Origin of the sequence: Pseudomonas sp. TWR2-1-1 (assembly GCF_049897045.1) — a bacterium.
GTDB lineage: Bacteria > Pseudomonadota > Gammaproteobacteria > Pseudomonadales > Pseudomonadaceae > Aquipseudomonas > Aquipseudomonas versuta.
In genome coordinates, this window is record NZ_JAFCVM010000012.1 from 85249 (window position 1) to 101692 (window position 16444).

Genomic DNA, 16444 nt, shown 5'->3' on the forward strand with positions numbered 1-16444 from the left:
CGGGCCGCAATACCGGGGCTCAGCCGCTACCGCTCATATACCCGCCTGTGCCGAGGGCAGCCCGCAGACACCGGCTTGCGCGACCAGACTGATATCCACCCTGCGGTTGGCAGCTCTGCCCCGGGCGCTGTCATTAGCCGCAATCGGTTGCCTGCCGGCCTCACCCTGAACCACAAAGCAATCGTGCGGGATATCGCCCATGCGCTGCATCCAGTTGCGCACGGCCAGGGCCCGGGCATATGAAAGTTGCAGATTGCGCTGCGCGTCACCCGAGGAGTCGGTGTGCCCGACGATCACCACCCGCCAGCCGGGCTGGGCCTTGATGCTGTCCAGGGCATTGATCAGCACCTTGGTCGAACCGGGTTTGAGCTCGGCACTGCCGGCTTCAAACAGCGACAGGCTGTCCAGCCGCACGGGGTCGGGCGCGGTCCGGGCCTGGCTGCTGGCAGCGGCCATCACACTCCACCACCACAAACCGCAGGCCACAGCCAGTGCAACCACCAGCCCCAGCAGCCACAGAACGATGCGGTACTTGCGGGCCACGTCAGGCGGCACTTGCGGCATAGGGCTGGCGGGCAGGATTACCACCGGAACCGCCGGCATGATCAGCGCCGGTTCGACCGCCCGGGTCGAAACCGGCAACATCTCCCCCGACAATCCGTTGCGCTGCAGGCGCTGCATCAGGCTGGCAACCTGGTGCAGCAACGCCTGCAACGTGACCAGCGGCACTTGCCCCAGGCTCTCCAGGCGGGTGGCCAGCCGCTGCAGCTCACTGTCCAGGCGCTCAAGCGCGGGCAGCATGTGCCAAGTGATTTCCTGGCGTCGCAGCAATGGCTGCAACTGATCAAACAGCCAGCCCAGGATATCCATGCGCACCGACACCATTGGCGGCCACAGGGCTGGCCATTCACTGCACAGCGCCTCGATCAGGGTCACGCCTTGCGCCATGCCCTCCAGGCCGTAGCGCTGGCTGCGGGCCAGGGTCAAAGAGGCGACAGTTTGCAGCTCTGCGCCATTGTGGTGGAACAACGTCAGGCATAACTGCTCGACCCTGGCCCAATCAACGTCCGGGCACGCCGGATGGCTCAACTTGGCCAACTCGTCACGTAACGCGGTAAATTCACTGAAACCGCGCGGGTCGCCACCCACGCGGATACGCATTTCAAATAACGCTGTCATCGAGCTTCCCTTGCATGAGGTTTACGGCAGCGGCAAATAGTTCTGCCGCTTCAGGTGACGCACCAGCACTTTGCCTTCGGCCCCCAGACTCGTGCCGAAGGTCACCTGCCCGCCCCCTTTGAGCTGCGCATGCAGGGCATATTCCAGATGACCCGGACGGGTCTGCTCCAGCAGGTCGATATGCAGCGCAGCCAGGCGCGGCTCGTACTTGAGCAAGGTGTTGCTCAGCGTGCCCATCAGCTCGTGCGCGGCGCCTGGCAGTCCTTGCAGGGTCAGGCCCATGTCCGGCAAGCCGTAGTCCGGCAGGTGGCTGAGCGACCCTGCCCGGCTGTTGAGGATGCGTTGCAGGTTGTCCAGCACTGACAGGGTGTACTGGTCCTCTTCCGGGACGCTGTAAAGGTCCAGCTCGCCGTCGAAATTCTGCAGCAGCGTTTCGTAGAGCGAAGGATTGATCTGGCTCACGGCTCACTCCTGCGCCAGGGGTTGCAAGGTCAACCGGTTGTTGCCCAGCTCGATCACCCGCGCCCGCTGCGGGTCCAGCTCATCGCGGCCCAGCGTCAGGCGCCAGGTCTGCAGGCGGGTATCGGGGCTGCGAAACAACGCAACCACCGTGACGAACTGCGCATCGTTATCCAGCGCCATGTTCAGGTGCGCGCCCTCTGCAGGCTTGACCACCAGCGCCCGCTGCGCCAGCAGATCGGCACGCAGCAGGTTGTCGGCATCGTTCAGCACGCTGTCGTACCCGGCCTTGTTCAGCGCCTTGATGTCGCGCAGCTGATAGACCCGCACCACGGTGGACACCGACATACCTTCCATGTCCGCCTCGTCAGTGTTCATCCCTGCACGGGCGCTAAAGTCCAGGTGCAGGGTTTTTACCTGCTTGTAGAAGATCGCCCGGGCCGTAGACGAGCCGGTGTCGGACAGGCTCTGGGTCAGGCCGCAGCCGCCCAGCAGTGCACCGAGCACTGCCACCGGCAATAGATTAAAAACGGTACGCGACATGCTGTGCTTCTCTGTACTGGGGGTTGCTGTGCAGGCCTTGGTATCGGCCCAGATTGATGGTGATAATTTCGTGTGCCTCGACCGGCCTGGCCTCGCTGCCCAGCACCCCGGTCATGCCCAGCAGCACCGGCGCGCCACCGAGCACAGGTTTGGGCAGGCTGCGCAGCGGTAACGACAGCTGCACGATCGCGGTGCATCGCCAGCCCAGATACACCCGCAGCAACACCAGCAAATCACTGTGCAACGGGTTACCCGGCAACCAGCCACGCGCTTCGTCCGGGTCCTCGGTGAACAGCGCCAGGTGCAACTGACTGTTGACGTCATGGCCGACGCTGCCCAGCGGCGTGCCCCGGGACAGGCTCACCGGGTCACTGGCCGACAGGCTGGCCGGCTGCGCCAGTGCCACTTTCTGTGGCCAGTTCGGGGTCACCCGGGCCCGGGTATGGGGGGCCAGCAATTTGACCAGCGCCATGATCCCTTCGGCGTTACGGGTGGGCAGACGCATCACCCCCAGTAGCGCCAGGAAGCGCGATACCGGCGTGGCGATCTGCTTGGCAGTGCCAGGAATCCCCAGGCCAATCAGCCCCAACAGGCATTGCGAAGTTGCATCACGGCCACCGGCCTCGAACGTCGCCGGGTAGGAGTACTTGCGCCAGATGCGATAGAACTGGGTGAAGATCCGGTGGTTGAAAATATCCAGGAACGCCTCCAGGGCATCATGGCCTTCGCGACGCTGGGCAATATCATCCAGATAGCTCGTCGGCATTGGCGAGTCGATGCCGTACAGGCCCAGCAGACGGGTGCGTACCGTGGCCGGACGGTCAGGATGGTGCGCATCGGTTTCGATGGCCTTGAGCTCACCGGCAGGAAAACCCATGCCGGGGTCGGGGCGAAAACGCACCGGGTCATCCGCCGGGTGCGCAGTACTGCCCAGCGGCGGGTGGTCGGGCAAAGCCTGTTCCAGCAGCTGACAGAAACGGTACATACCGGCTTCGGCGACCCGCCCCTGCAGCGCTTGCAGCACACCGGCGGCTTTCAGCCGGGTATACGCTGACTGTGGTTCTCGTTCCATCGCAGGCACTTCCCTTCAGGTTGCAAGATCAGCGTGAGCTGGTTGAATAAATGAATGTCGGCATACAGGCCAAAGAAGCGATGGAGCATTTCGCCGAACAGGCTGATGTCGCCCTCCCCCGAAAAGCCGCTGCTGTCCAGGGTCACTTCGATATCCACCCCGCGCAGCAAAAAACCCTTCTCGAAGCGCTGAACCAGATGATGGCGAACCCCGACAATCGCCTCCAGTCGACGCCGGTTCAGCTCGCTGGCAGTCCAGTCGTACAACGCCAGCGTGCCGCGCAGCACCTCGGCACTGTCGAGCATCGGCAAGAAGTTCGACCCCAGATGGCTGAGCACGCGCCAATGAAAACGATCCCGGTCAGGGGGGTAGCACGGCAGGCTGGGGGCACACAGATTGCGCACCCGCAGACCGCTGCGGGTGGTCTGCACAAGCGTGTCGAGCAAGGTGCTTTGCAACCCCTTGCGCGGTAACAGACCGTTGGTGCCGGTCAGGCGCAATGACAGGCTTTCGCCGTCTTTGAGCAGGTCCTTGTCGAAGCCCTCGCCCCCCAGGATCAGCCAGGTGTCGTGCAGCCCCTTGGCCGAACGCTTCAAACGGGTATGGAAATAACGCTCCGGCGCGTCGTCGCGCAGCATCCCGCCCTTGTGCCGAAAGCTGGTGAACGGCACATAATCCTGGCGTACGGCATCCTTTGATGAAGTGACCTGGTCCACCGAATAAATTTCCGTGTGCCCGTCCTGTAACCGCATGGGCCGCAGCAGGTAGTCGCTCTGCAACGGCGCCAGGGTCAGCGGATCGGCCTCCAGCGTGAACAGGTTGATCACCGGCACGCAATGCAGGCGAATATGCTCGCTGCTCACACTGAATGCCTGCGGCCAGGGCTCGCGCAGCACCACCTCCAGTTCGAACCAGGGGGTACCGGGCGCCAGGTTCAGTTGTTCGAGACCACAGAGGGTGACGAACATGAACTTCTCGCGGAAGGTGAAGTACTCCAGCAGCAACTGATAGCCGCTGAACGCGCTGTCACCTTTGGGCCACAGGCGGTCCTCGTCGGCAAAGCCCCTGGGCGCAAAATGCGCGTCCAGTGGCTGGCGCTCCTGTTCCGGCAGGCGCGAGTACAGCGCTTGCATGTTCAGGGTCAGCGCCTGGTGCAAGGCGCTGGCCAGCGGCGCGTCGGCATTGAGGTACAACGCCAGGCGGCTGAGGTCGATCTGGCTCCAGTCGGTCAACTCGCCGCAGCTCAAACGCAGACGCAGCAGCGAACGGCCATCCGCCTCATAGGCCAGGCGCACCGATTCCAGGGCCAGCGGCTGCACGGCCAGATCCTGGGTGGTGGTGTAACGGCAGCGGGTGCGTTGCGGGCCGATCGGCCGGGATAACACCTCAAAGCCCCTGGCAATCGACTCGCTGTGCTTCATTTGCGCAAGATCGGGTGCCAGTTCGATGATCGAAAGCGAGGGAATGGTGCGCAAATAATGGGGCCACAGCAGGCTGACGAGCCCTTCGGTCAGCTCCGGCAGATCATCGTCGAGCTTCTCGCGCAGGCGCCCCATCAAGAACGCAAAGCCCTCGAACAGGCGCTCCACATAGGGGTCTTGTGCCCCCGGTTTGTCCAGATTGAGCTGGCTCGCCCGGTCCGGGAATGCTTCGGCGAATTCCTTGCCGGCTTCGCGCAGGTAACGCATTTCGGCGTCGAAGTAGCGCAGTGTCAAATTGTCCATGCTCACAAAAATATTCCACATCAAAAAGAGTTAGGCGCACAGCACCGCAGCGCGTACCGGGTCAATCGCCACCAGTGCGCCCAGCAGCGATTCGGTACGACGGGCCAGGGCCGGTTTGTCGGCATCATTGCGTTGCGCTTTCAACCGCAACAGCTTGAGCAGGCGGGCCTTGACCTCGAAATTCAGCTCCGGCTCCCACACCGACAAGGCCTGGTGCTGCGCGGTAGCGTCCAGATCGGTCAGCAGGTGCATGGCCAGATCAGCCTTGCCGTATTGCTCGGCCACGCGGGCCATCAGCAGCCGCAGCAGCCAGCGCTGACGCCCGGTCTCGAGCCTGGGCCGGGCCGCCAGCCTGGGCCGGGCCGCCAGCCAGGCCAGTGCCGCGTCCACCCCGTCGCTGTCGGCCTGGACCCGGGCTTCGTCCTCCAGCGCCAGGATCTCGGCGTCCGAGCTGCTCACTTGCACCTTGGGTGCCGGCAGCCATTGCTGCACGCGATTGCCGCTGACGTGGCGGGCGATCCAGTCGCGGGTGGTCTCGTCGGCGAAAGGCGTACCGTCGCTCCATAGCAACAGCTCCAGGCCCGGCAGGCGTTCGAGGAGCATCCCCAGATCACGCTGGACGATATCGGCCCAACCCTCCTGAGGCGCCGGTTGTTTGCTCAGCGCCTGATGCAGGTACCACTGCAAATCCAGCCAGAAATGGTTCACCCCCTCGGCGTATACCCGCTCCACCTGATCGAGCAATTCGCCCCAGCTTTGCTGCAGATACAGGCGTTTGAGTTGCGCCCGATAATCACTGCGCGGCGCCGCCAAACGCGTCTTGCCGCCAGCGTCCTCGGGCGGCACCTGATGCACCGTGTCCCAGCGCAGACTCTTCATCAGGCGATGGGCTGCCAGCCAGCCATGGGGTTGCTCGCGCAAATACCCGGCCAATGCCCGGCCGCTGTCCATCAGGTCGCGGCCGGACTTGATCGCCGTGACGCTCGGCGCCGTACTCTGCACACCCGTCTCGTGACTGGCACTGTGCTGCGGCACCAGCGCATCCACCCCGCCGGACCGGTTCAACCGCGCGGACAACGCGCCATACAGCGCCCCCAGCGCCGGCCGCTGATCCTGGGGCCAGGCCTCAAGCCCGCGCTCCAGCCAGGCCAGCGCCGCGACCGTACGCTCGGCCTCGCTGCGCACCACCTCGGGGTACAGCGACAGGCTGTCCAGCACCTTGGTCCCGGCCAGCCATTCCAGAGCCATCTTGCGGCTATTGGGGCGCGGCGGCAGCACCTGCTCGGGGTAACGCTCCAGCAACGCCGCCAACAGACCAAGCCCGTCAGCCAGCCCGGCCTCACCGTCGCGGTGCAAACGCGCCCACAAGTAATACGTCGCCACCCGCAGGTCCTTACAGGTATGGATGAACAGCTTGTGCGCCAGTTCCACCACCCGCTCGGCATCCGCCCCGGACATCTTGTTGACCTCTTCACGCATGCGCTGGAAGTCATCGTCATAGCCCGGGTCCTGTCCCACCGGCGACTCGGCGCTGACGGGCTCGAGCCAGGGTTGCCAGTGTTCGGCCTGACTGCGCGCCACCCCCAGAGGGTCACGCTCGCCCAGGCACTGAGTAATCAAGGTTTGCAGAGTCATTCAAAGCTTCCATTCTGTGCATAAGACATTTTTGCGGCGTTCTCACCACCAGCAAACACCCGTATTGCGTAGCAGTTGCCGAAGGCTACGTCCGGTTGCGCAGCGACCGTAATCCAGCGTGCACGATGGCTTCGTTTGCGGACGCAGCCTCGTTTCACTCGTCAGCTGCTACAGGAGTACCCGCTTCTCGTAGCAGTTGCCGAAGGCTACGTCCGGTTGCGAAGCGACCGTAATCCAGCGTGCACGATGGCTTCGTTTGCGGACGCAGCCTCGTTTCACTCGTCAGCTGCTACGAGGGGTTTCAAAGGGTTTTTGCGCCGTTCTCGTCAAGGAATATCTGCCCCGGTAGCGTGAAGTCGCGCAACTTGAGCAAGGCCAGCGGCCCGGCATCCAGTTCGGTGCGCAGGTGCCAGGTCAAACCCAGCCCGTCCGGGGCATCGAGCACCAGCCGGTAGCGGCTCTCTCCATCATTCAGCGGCGTGACCCGGGCTTGTTCCAGCAGGCGGATCAACCCCCAGGTACCCGGGTAATCACCAAACAAACGCTCGCCGGTGCGCACGCTGATCCAGCTCAGGCTCGCCCCCGGATGGTCGCTGCTGCCCGGCCAGTTGAAGCGCTGCCAGAACTCTCGCTGGTTGAAGTACTCATGTTTGGCCCCGTTGAAAATGAACGTGGTCTGCACCACGTCGCGCACCGCTTTGCCTTGCAACTCAAAGCTCAGGCCCATGCCGCCGTCGGTGTAGAGCACATCCGCCAAGTGGCTCAGCTGGTTGATCGCCGCCACAAACTGCGGGTTCAAACGCAGGCCCTGCGCATGCTGAGGGTCGGCCACCCAGCGGCTGCCTTCCTTGCGCAAGACCCCGCTCAGCTGGCTTTGTAAAAAGCGTTCGATGCGCCCGGAGTCAGCCCGAATCATTTGCCCCAGCATGGCCAGCGAGGCATCGCTGCTGGTGTCGGCAAACGGGTAGCGCCCGACAAAAGCCGCCTGCCAGTCGCTGACAATCGCCCGCTGCCACTGGCTGTTGAGCCCCGCCGCCGAGGGCTGCAGCACCCGTTGCCAGGCTTGCTCCAGCGGTTGCACGAACAGGGTCTGGCCGACGCCGCTCCACTGTTCGCCAAGGCTGGCGGCCACCAGGCTGGCGTAGGACCGGGTGTCGGTGAGGTCGATGCTCTTGCCCTGAAACACGCTTTGCGCCAGCGCCTGGGTCATGGCCTGCGGGTCGGGCGCGGTGCTCACTTGCTGCAGTTTCAAGCGCACCCGGGTGACCCGGGTCAGGTAGGCCTGCAGGCTCAAGCGCTCGGTCTCGGTATTGCCCGCCGGGTCCTTGCCCAGCAGGCTCAGCAGCGGACCGAACGTGGCGTCCAGCGGGCTGCCCGGGCCACGGACTTGCTGGTCGATCGCTTCGACCTTGTCCTGGTTCATTAACTGCTGCGCCGACTTCATCAGCGAGTCAGCCAGGGCCTGGCTGCGGGTGCCGGCCTGGCCCTGATAGGCCAGGGTGTTCATCAGCGCAATCAGCGGTGACTGGCGCACATCGCTCATCAGGGTCAATTGATCGATCACCCCCGGCAAGCTGGCGGCCTGCTGCCAGCGCAGGCTGTTGAGAAAATCCAGCCAGGCGTTGGCGTAGTCCTGAAAGTAGCGTTCGGTGAGGCGTTCGCGCAGTTCGTCAGGGGTCAGTTGTTGGGCGATCTCGGCCTGATTGTCGCTGAGCACCCAGTCGATTTCCTCGCGCCGGGCGTCGGCGATCTGTTCAATCCCCCGGCGCACCTGACCCTCCCAGGCCTGGCGGGTGAACACCCCCGGCACCCGCGCTGCCGTGGAGAACAGCGCCGCAGCGTCGGTTTCAGCCACCATCTGCTGCAAGCTCAAATCAGGGTAATGATGGGCCGCCGCGTCGAGCACCTGACGGTACAAGTGGGTGTCGGCGTTGCGCTGGCCCAACTGGCTGAGCAGGATCTGGCGCGCCTGCGCCACCAGCCCCGGGTCGGCCTTGATTGCCCACTGCGGATTCGCCGCCAGATGCTCGCCGTAGAACTGCCACAGGCTCGGCGACAGCGCTTGCCAGAGCCCCGGCGACACCCCTTCGCGCAGCGGGTCGGCGTTGCCCAGCGCCTTGACCAAAAAGCTCGCATCGGCTTTTTCCGGGCGCGCCAGCATCAAGTAGGCCTTCAATTGTTCATAGGCGCCTTGCGCCCGTTCGGCCCGTTGCGGGCTGCCCGCCGGCGAGCGGATCAAGGCATTGAGCTGGCGTTGCAACCTGGCCGTCGTCAGGTCACGCAGCACGCTATTGTTGGCCTCGACATAGCGCGGCCACATGACGTCCAGCAGGTGCTGGTTCTGGCTCAGGCCAAAACGCAGATACCAGGGCTCGCCCTGCTCGGCGCGATAATCCAGGCGCCCCAGCTCGCGCACCAGATCGTTGAACGCCCTCAGTTGCTCGTCCGCATTGCCCGGCTGCTGCAACGCCGCCAAGGAGCTTTGCACCTGGGCGATCTGCACCCGGTTGCTGATAAACGACAGCAACAACCCCGCGCCCCACACCAACGCCAAACCCAGCGCCAGCCCATAAGCCACCCGCGGAACGCTCCAGCCCAATCGACGGCGACCGGACTTGTCGCCCAGCACCCCGTGCCACGCCGCAGGCGCCAGCCAGTCATGTTTCGATTCATGGGTCGGGGCCGCCAGCGGCAGGCTGAACCACAACCCGCGCAACGGCACGCCATGGCCGAAATAGGCGGCCAGCCGCGCCAGGGTACGCCGCCAGCGGGCAATGCCCCCAGCCTGCAAATCCCGCGACAGACGCAGCAAAAAATCGTGATTCCTGTCGGTGTTCATCTGCCCCAGACCTTCGCGACGCAAAGGCTCGATCAACGTATTCAGCGCAGTTTCCAGCGCCGCGGCGCTGTCTCGTGCAGGCAACCGGCAACCGACCTCCTGCAGCTGGCGCGAGGGCTGCGGCCAGGCACTCTCGCAGACCTGCCACAGGTACAACGGCAACTGCCAGTGCAGGCTGCGGGCCAGGCTCTGCAACTGCCGCGCACCCGAAGTCGTTGCCCCGTCATCGGTAGACTGGGCCGCAGTCAGCGCCCAGACCACCCCGTCCAGCGCACGCCAGCGGCTGAGCCCGGCCCAATTCTGCTGGAACGACTCTGTCGCCAGCAGGGCACTGGCGCCCCACAACAGCACGGTGCCCTGCCCCTCCAGCCACTTCTGCGCGGCCAGGGTCGGGGCCACGGCTTCGATTTCTGCCGGCTCACCCACCACCAGCAACAGCCGGACTTTATAGCGCCAGAAGAGGCCGTATTGGGTTTGCAAATATTGAGTTAACTGCGACTGGTGATCCGGTGTATCCCGCTGCGGGCTCAATCGCAAAGCCGGCGTTTGAGCATCCGGCCCCACCACCCGCTGCGCATGGCGCACCGCCAGGTGATCCCAGGCCAGCAGAATCAACGGGCACAACCAGCACAGCGCAAACCACACACCCAGGCCCCACAGCAGCAACTGCTTGAGCGGCAGTTGCGGCCAGCCAAAATAACTGCCGCACAAGCCATACAGCAGGCCACCGAGTAGCACCAGCAGGCTCATGATCAGCAGGTAGCCCAACCCCACCCGAACCAGAGAGCCCTTTACCACGTCCTTATTCATTGCCATGGGGCACCGCCACTCCAATCGCCAATCGTTGCTTGCCATCCTGGCTCAGCCATCCACATGGCTGACCCGCCTTCCCTGCTTGCAGCAAGGCCAGGGAGATACCGATAAACGGCGCCAGCTGCGCCAGTACGCCCCAGTGCCCCGCCAGTTGATGCTCGGTCGCCGCCCAGCCGCCATCCACAAACCCTTGCAGGCTGGCACCATCCAGTGCCAGGCAAGTCTGCGGTGGCCCGGGCAGTGCGGCGTAACGCTGCACCTGCGCGCAGAGCCCGGCAGGTGCCTCGCTCTCCAGATATTCACCGCGATGCAGCAACTGCCGACCTTCGCGGCTGACCCGCCACAGGAAACCGCCTTCGCCCGCCAGCTCGCCCTCTTCCACGCTCGTCACCGACACCACCCCGGCACACAGCAGCCAATCGTCGGCGCCACGGCATTCGTGATGGAAGGTATCGATCAACTGATCCAGATCAGTCAGGTCCTGCAAAGGCAAACGCGGCGCGGGCAACACCAGCCCCGCCCGGGCCAGCGTCTCGACGAACGCCGCCTGGCTGCTTTGATCCCCGACCCAGGCCAGCGCCCGCACCTGCGGCCAGCAACCAGGCAGTCCGGGCAGCGCCAGGGTCAAGCGGGCCAGATGCCGGGCCAGCGCCGGGGCGCGCTCAGTCACCACGGTCAACGACAACGGGCAACGCAACATGCAAGGCGTGGTATCCGTTTTCACAGCAGGCGGCGTAACGCCTTTCATCAAGTCCAGGTAGTGTTCCTGTGCATCCCCCGCCGGGCCCAGCAGCAACACGTCCTGCACCGGCAAGCCCAGGCTCCGCTGCTGCCACCAGCGTTGCGTGGCAGCCTGCGCAGTGCGCAGATAGACCTTGCGGTTGAACAGCGCGATCTGCCACGCCAATACCCGCACCGCCAGCACCAGCGCCCAGCACAGTGGCAACAGTGCACTCCAGAGCCACAACTGCAGGCGCGGTTGGGCCTCGGGCCACAGCATCAGCAGCAACGCGCACTGCACCCCGTACAGCAGGCCCAGGCCCAGCCACCAGCGACGCCAGCGCGGTGCGCCCGGCTCGATAAACTCGGGGTATTGAGGAGGACGACTCATGGCGCGACGCTCATCGAAGCGACGGCCAGGCTGCTGACCAGTTGGCAACCGCAGTCGCAACGATGGCCGTCCAGCGCCACTGGCTTGCCGTCCATGGTCGAGGCCGCAGCGCCCTCACTGATCCGGGTCATGCCATGTCGATTGCAGCGCACGCTATCGCCTGCGCAGGCCACCGGTTTGCCAAAGGCCTCGTAGTGCCCTTCCCGCACTTCACCGCCATAGGGCCGCAGCGTGTCGCCCATACGTATCAGAGGCAGCATCACACCACCCCGCCATCAAGCTCGAGCAGCGTGCCCGCCTCGCGCAACATGGCAGTGGTCTGGCGCATACGCTGCAGATAGTCATCCCCGGCGATCTGGCGCGTCTGCTCGGCCACTACCTGACCAATCTGGCCAGTCGGTTGCAGGATCTTCTCGGCGCCCGGCAGGAACGGCACCACCAGGCCCGTGGCCTTGTCGATCACCTGATAGCCAATGCTCGCAACACCGATGCCTGCCACCAGCCCGCCCACACCACCCAGTGCGCCGCGACGCTTGATCCCGTACACAGTGGCCCCGGCCAGCATCGCCACGCCCAACATGCGCCCGGCCACCACCACCGGCGACAGATCGCGGCTGTTCTGGTTGCCGAAATAGGTCATGCGGTAAAAAAAGTAGCCCGCCCACATCTCCCGCGAGCCCAGAAAGTCGTACATGAACCAGGCCCGCGAGTCATGGATCTGGTCATCGAACAACGCCACCAGCAAGGCCAGTTCAGGGTCCGGGCTGGGCGTGCCATGGGTATCGCGAAACAATTGCCTGCTGCGCTGAACACCCGCCTGACTGAGGCTGGCGTGATCCCTGGTTTCATCATTCTGGTTAAGCAGATAGACCGTATCGCGCAACAGCACATCGGTCACTGTGCCCCAGCCACTGGTTTGCTCACGCTTGGTGCCCGTGTAGTCGGACTTGAACTCGGTAGCGGCCTGGCTGAGCTGAGTGTGGTCGATTTGCGGCTCATAGATTGGCGGCCCGGGATGTAGCGGGTTGGTAGTCCTGCGCAGCTCCACAGCGTCGGCCTGTAACTGCTGGTAGTCGTTTTTTTTCTGGCTGCTCTCATAAGCGGTGAATTCAGTGGCCTGGGTAAAGAACGGCTGGCGCTTGTAGCTGTCGTTGTCCTTGTCTTCATTGGCGTAACGGCCAATGCGCCAGCCGGTGATCCAGCCCAGTTGATCGGCCAGGGCATCTTCCACCGGGGTGTTCAGCCGGATCGGGTTGTACTCCCAGGCCAGGGCGTTCAGGGACTCGCCGGTTTCACTGACCTGCAGGGTTTTGCTTCGCCAGGCGTTGAAGCGTTCGACTAATTCTTCGCTCAGTCCAAATTCCCTATCAGTCGTGGGACTCATGACACGCCATAACGACTGAGTATGTAGCGACTTGGGCAGAGCGGCCTCAGGCACCTGCAGCGGTGCACCCGCCGCAAAAGCAGCGGCATACAGGTCATGCAGCACAATCTGCGACACCAGCTCATGGGTTCCGTCTCGGGCCTTGCCCTGGTCTTTTTGTGGGTAACCACCACCGACATCGGAGTGCACGCCGGGATACACCACCTCCTGGGTCATGGCCGGGTAGTGCCCGTCCTCGTTACGGATCGAATCCAGCGGGAAGCATGCGCGCTGTTCAAAGCCCGCGACAAAATGCCGGCAACACTTCACCAGATTCGGGAAGCGCAAAGCGTCCGGCAGCAACTGGGTGTCATCGGCCCAGCCCATGTGCCCGGCAAAGAACGGGGCCACATGGGCAATACCCACCGAGGCCACGGTATCCAGCAGCCCGAGAAATTCGATGCTGACGGGCAAGCCAATCAGGCTTTGATCCGGCAACCTGTGCCCCGCCGGGGTCTCGAACAGCTGGCTTAACCAGCTGACAAAGGTACGGGCCTCGGCCGCTCCCCGGGAGAAACCGTAGACAAACAGCTTGACCCCCAGCACACGGGGCCTGGCCAGTTCCGTACGGGCCTGCAAGGGTGCCAGCAAGCCATTCATTGTCCGCCGCCGATTACTCTGGCCCAGAGCAGTCATCAGCGGCGCACTCCAGGTGCTCATTTCCTTGACGGATTTTCTCCGAAGGTCCTGAGACAAGGGCGTCTTAACCAACGCTTTGTATAAGGCGTCAGCTAAGGAAACCAGCGCCCAATTGATTCGATCCTCACCACCAGTGGCCATTCTCTGCCCGCCCCCGCTGTAATCCAGTTCGCCAATCTCTGGAAAAGGCGTCCCAACACCGGGCATGTAATAAGAAAAATAACCATTTTGCCCGGCTTTACTGCCTCTCAACGATGCATGGAAAAGTTTCGCAATGTTTGTGGGGTGGTTGTCCTTCGTATCGTTGGCGTCGTTATTGTTAGTACCGTCGAAAAACAAACTTATGTGCAGGCTATGACAGCATTCAGAATGCAGTTTCTGCCCTTTGGAATTGATTCCTTGACAGAAAATTTTCTCCTCAAGCGTTTGCTTCTCATAATTATCGGTCACCATACGAGCTAGCGTCGGCAAACGCCCGCTGGGCGGAAACACCGGAGGTGCCCAGGCTTTATCCTTGGACTCTTTCATAACTTCGGACATACGGCAGGCTCCTTCATCTCTAGAGGCTGTTTGATTGGGTAATTGGGTTGACCATAGACCGCGCATGCCGTGGTAACCCGCACCTGATTACAGGTTAAAAAGTGAACTTTAAGATCACAGGACTCTGTACCTGGCCACTCCGGAATATCCACTGTGGCGCTATGGTGCTGAAACTTCGCTTCATGCTCAGCCCACGCTTCATCGTCAAAACCATAGCCTTTAGTTTTTTTCTTTATCTTTGCAAAAGGTTCAGGGTCAACTCCCCATTCAACATTGGCCTTCATACCGGGACGCCATTTAATCGGCATGATAATGCAGCACGATAGTCCGCCGCCGCCATCTGCCCGATAACCATTGACCGACATCCAGTTGATACCATGCAATGTATGATTGACGGCTTGCAGATTGCCACCGGCCATTTCATTGTCCGCAGAGGAACACCCATACAACATCAGCCCCAACAGACATAACAAGCCGCGCGCCAGCAATTTATTCATCATGAATTCCATATCCCACAACTCCATTTATCAACTTCAAGCGACATGAAAAAACCGTCCTTAACGAACATTTTTTGCATGCCACCTGCCCCACCAACCGCAAACACCGGAGGGGCCCAAACTTTATCCTTTGGCTCTTTTATTACTTCGGACATACGGCTGGCTCCTTCATTTGCCTAGGCTCTTTAATCGGATAGTTTGGTGAACTGGATGCCCAGCACGAACTCGTGAGCTTGATTTGATTACAAACCAAAAAATGCACAGTCAAACCACACCTTTTGGAGTCTGGCCACTCCGGAATATCCACTGTGGCGCTATGGCGCTGGTAGTTGGCTTTGTGCTTAACCATAAAAGCTCTAAATTCATCTGTCCCTAACGGTGGTGAAGGGGCATAAGGTTCAGGATCAACTTCCCATTCAACATTGGCCTTTAAACCGGGACGCCATTTAATCGGCATGATAATGCAGCACGAACTGCCACCACCTGCATGGGCCCGATAACCATTGACCGACATCCAGTTAATGCCATGCAATGTATGATTGACCGCTTGCAGATTACCGCCGGCCATTTCGTTGTCCGCAGAGGAACACCCATACAACATCAGCCCCAACAAATATAACAAGCCGCTCGCCAGAAATTTATTCATCGTTTTAAACCGAATTAACCACAACCAAACTAAAAATGCCGCACACACAATGCAACAGTCACTCCACGACCACTAATTACGCACAACCAAACAGAAGCCCACATCCAGGCCCATACTTTTGAGTGCCGCCTCATCTGGCACACCCTCAGCAAGGCAGTATTTAGATCTAAGATACTTATTGTAATTTCGCTCTTCGACGATCTTATTTTGATGATCGCCATACAACATAACTGTATCGACCACAAAGTCTGCCGGCAAACTGAGCAAGGTAACAAATGGACACACTACACTCAGATAGCAAAGCATTGACCCATAGTCGTAAGCACCTTTACTTGTAAAAGAAAGTAGCCTCCAGTCATATTGAACACCAACATAGTAATGACCTGAGCGACTGTGGATTTTTGATTTTTCACCTCGCTCCAATAATGTTCCGCAGCCAGCAGTACTGATTACGAGTCCAAACAACATGATCAGAAGCAACCGCCTCAGCACATAAACTTCTTGCCTGAACAATGTTGCTTTATTCCGAGCACACTGACCATCCAATGTTGCCAGGGTGAAACTCACAGTTTTTTCCTCACGTATTCAGTCAAATTACCAAAATGGTTTTCCTGACTGGCCTGTACAACTAATGAATATAAGGAGGCAAAAACAAATTCCCGAGGCTGATCCACAGCATCAAAATTTCCGCCATCCAGCAATTTCTGTGCATCGCCAATACAACCGATCGCGTCGCACTGCCCATCGCTCAGGTCCATGCAGGAGCTGATGACGATGCCGGCCTGCTCTGCCGGGCAATTGCCTTGCAGCCACTGTGGCTGATCGTCCCGGTCCAGCCAGCCCCAGTAACTGGCCACCTGCAGGTATTCGGTGCGCTGCTCGGCGGTCAGGATCGAGGTCATCAACAAGGGAAAGATGCGCGGGTCGTAGTAACGCAACAACCCGCCCTGCCCGCCCCACTTGATTTGCGACAACGCTTGCAGGGCATGGCTCAAAACCTCGAAAGGCAGTGGCGAAATCAGTACCAGCAGGCGCGCATCCGCGGCGCAGTGGGTCAGCAGTTCTTCCAGCCAGGCTTTATGCTGCCAGTGGCTCAGGTCCAGACGCATCAACAGCGGGGCCTGATCCAGGAGGTTTTCTTCCGGCGTACCACTGAACAATGAAAACCATGGCACTGGCGTTTTCAATATCTTTAGCGCGGGTACGGCACTGTTGTTCCAGGCCGACTGGTCAAGCAGCAAGTCAACCTGCTGGATGCCAACCCTGGCACATACCTGTTCGATTTGTTCTTGCCATTGTGCTGGCGTAGCCATTTGCATGTTCC

At 61.4% G+C, this 16444-nt stretch carries 15 protein-coding genes; all 15 read right to left on the reverse strand.

Annotated elements, in window-relative coordinates:
• Positions 1-33: 33 nt before the first annotated feature.
• Positions 34-1179: an OmpA family protein gene (locus ACP7BO_RS22625; RefSeq protein WP_426212831.1), complete on the reverse strand. Its 1146-nt coding sequence runs from the start codon at positions 1177-1179 to the stop codon at positions 34-36.
• Between the two features lie 21 nt (positions 1180-1200).
• Positions 1201-1641 (reverse strand): type VI secretion system baseplate subunit TssE, encoded by a 441-nt coding sequence (tssE, locus tag ACP7BO_RS22630; protein ID WP_397457140.1) that lies wholly within the window; start codon positions 1639-1641, stop codon positions 1201-1203.
• Between the two features lie 3 nt (positions 1642-1644).
• A complete protein-coding gene (tssJ, locus tag ACP7BO_RS22635) occupies positions 1645-2181 on the reverse strand; it encodes a type VI secretion system lipoprotein TssJ (protein ID WP_426212832.1) in 537 nt (178 codons plus the stop codon).
• Positions 2162-3253 (reverse strand): type VI secretion system baseplate subunit TssG, encoded by a 1092-nt coding sequence (gene tssG / locus ACP7BO_RS22640; RefSeq protein ID WP_426212833.1) that lies wholly within the window; start codon positions 3251-3253, stop codon positions 2162-2164. Before tssG ends, tssJ begins: the two co-directional genes overlap by 20 nt.
• Positions 3217-4983: a type VI secretion system baseplate subunit TssF gene (gene tssF, locus ACP7BO_RS22645; RefSeq protein ID WP_426212834.1), complete on the reverse strand. Its 1767-nt coding sequence runs from the start codon at positions 4981-4983 to the stop codon at positions 3217-3219. The genes tssG and tssF overlap by 37 nt, the downstream gene beginning before the upstream one ends.
• Before the next feature lie 24 nt (positions 4984-5007).
• Positions 5008-6612 carry a type VI secretion system protein TssA gene (tssA, locus tag ACP7BO_RS22650; protein WP_426212835.1) on the reverse strand — a complete coding sequence of 535 codons (1605 nt, stop codon included), beginning with the start codon at positions 6610-6612 and terminating at the stop codon, positions 5008-5010.
• Positions 6613-6913: 301 nt separating this feature from the next.
• Complete coding sequence (locus ACP7BO_RS22655) at positions 6914-10267, reverse strand: ImcF-related family protein (protein ID WP_426212836.1); 3354 nt, start codon at positions 10265-10267, stop codon at positions 6914-6916.
• Positions 10254-11231 carry a hypothetical protein gene (locus tag ACP7BO_RS22660; RefSeq protein ID WP_426212852.1) on the reverse strand — a complete coding sequence of 326 codons (978 nt, stop codon included), beginning with the start codon at positions 11229-11231 and terminating at the stop codon, positions 10254-10256. Before ACP7BO_RS22660 ends, ACP7BO_RS22655 begins: the two co-directional genes overlap by 14 nt.
• A gap of 140 nt (positions 11232-11371) precedes the next feature.
• Entirely contained in the window at positions 11372-11635 is a 264-nt protein-coding gene (locus ACP7BO_RS22665) for a PAAR domain-containing protein (protein ID WP_073509304.1), read from the reverse strand.
• A complete protein-coding gene (locus ACP7BO_RS22670; protein ID WP_426212837.1) occupies positions 11635-13977 on the reverse strand; it encodes a T6SS phospholipase effector Tle1-like catalytic domain-containing protein in 2343 nt (780 codons plus the stop codon). Before ACP7BO_RS22670 ends, ACP7BO_RS22665 begins: the two co-directional genes overlap by 1 nt.
• On the reverse strand, positions 13962-14486 hold the full coding sequence (locus ACP7BO_RS22675; RefSeq protein WP_426212838.1) for a DUF3304 domain-containing protein: 525 nt from the start codon (positions 14484-14486) through the stop codon (positions 13962-13964). Before ACP7BO_RS22675 ends, ACP7BO_RS22670 begins: the two co-directional genes overlap by 16 nt.
• The gene (locus ACP7BO_RS22680) at positions 14474-14629 is read right to left on the reverse strand and encodes a hypothetical protein (protein ID WP_426212839.1); all 156 of its coding nucleotides are present in this window, start codon (positions 14627-14629) and stop codon (positions 14474-14476) included. Before ACP7BO_RS22680 ends, ACP7BO_RS22675 begins: the two co-directional genes overlap by 13 nt.
• A complete protein-coding gene (locus ACP7BO_RS22685; protein ID WP_426212840.1) occupies positions 14617-15120 on the reverse strand; it encodes a DUF3304 domain-containing protein in 504 nt (167 codons plus the stop codon). The genes ACP7BO_RS22680 and ACP7BO_RS22685 overlap by 13 nt, the downstream gene beginning before the upstream one ends.
• A gap of 72 nt (positions 15121-15192) precedes the next feature.
• Positions 15193-15687, reverse strand: a complete 495-nt coding sequence (locus tag ACP7BO_RS22690; protein ID WP_426212841.1) for a YceK/YidQ family lipoprotein — start codon at positions 15685-15687, stop codon at positions 15193-15195.
• Positions 15684-16439 (reverse strand): DUF4123 domain-containing protein, encoded by a 756-nt coding sequence (locus tag ACP7BO_RS22695; RefSeq protein WP_426212842.1) that lies wholly within the window; start codon positions 16437-16439, stop codon positions 15684-15686. The genes ACP7BO_RS22690 and ACP7BO_RS22695 overlap by 4 nt, the downstream gene beginning before the upstream one ends.
• Between the last annotated feature and the right edge of the window lie 5 nt (positions 16440-16444).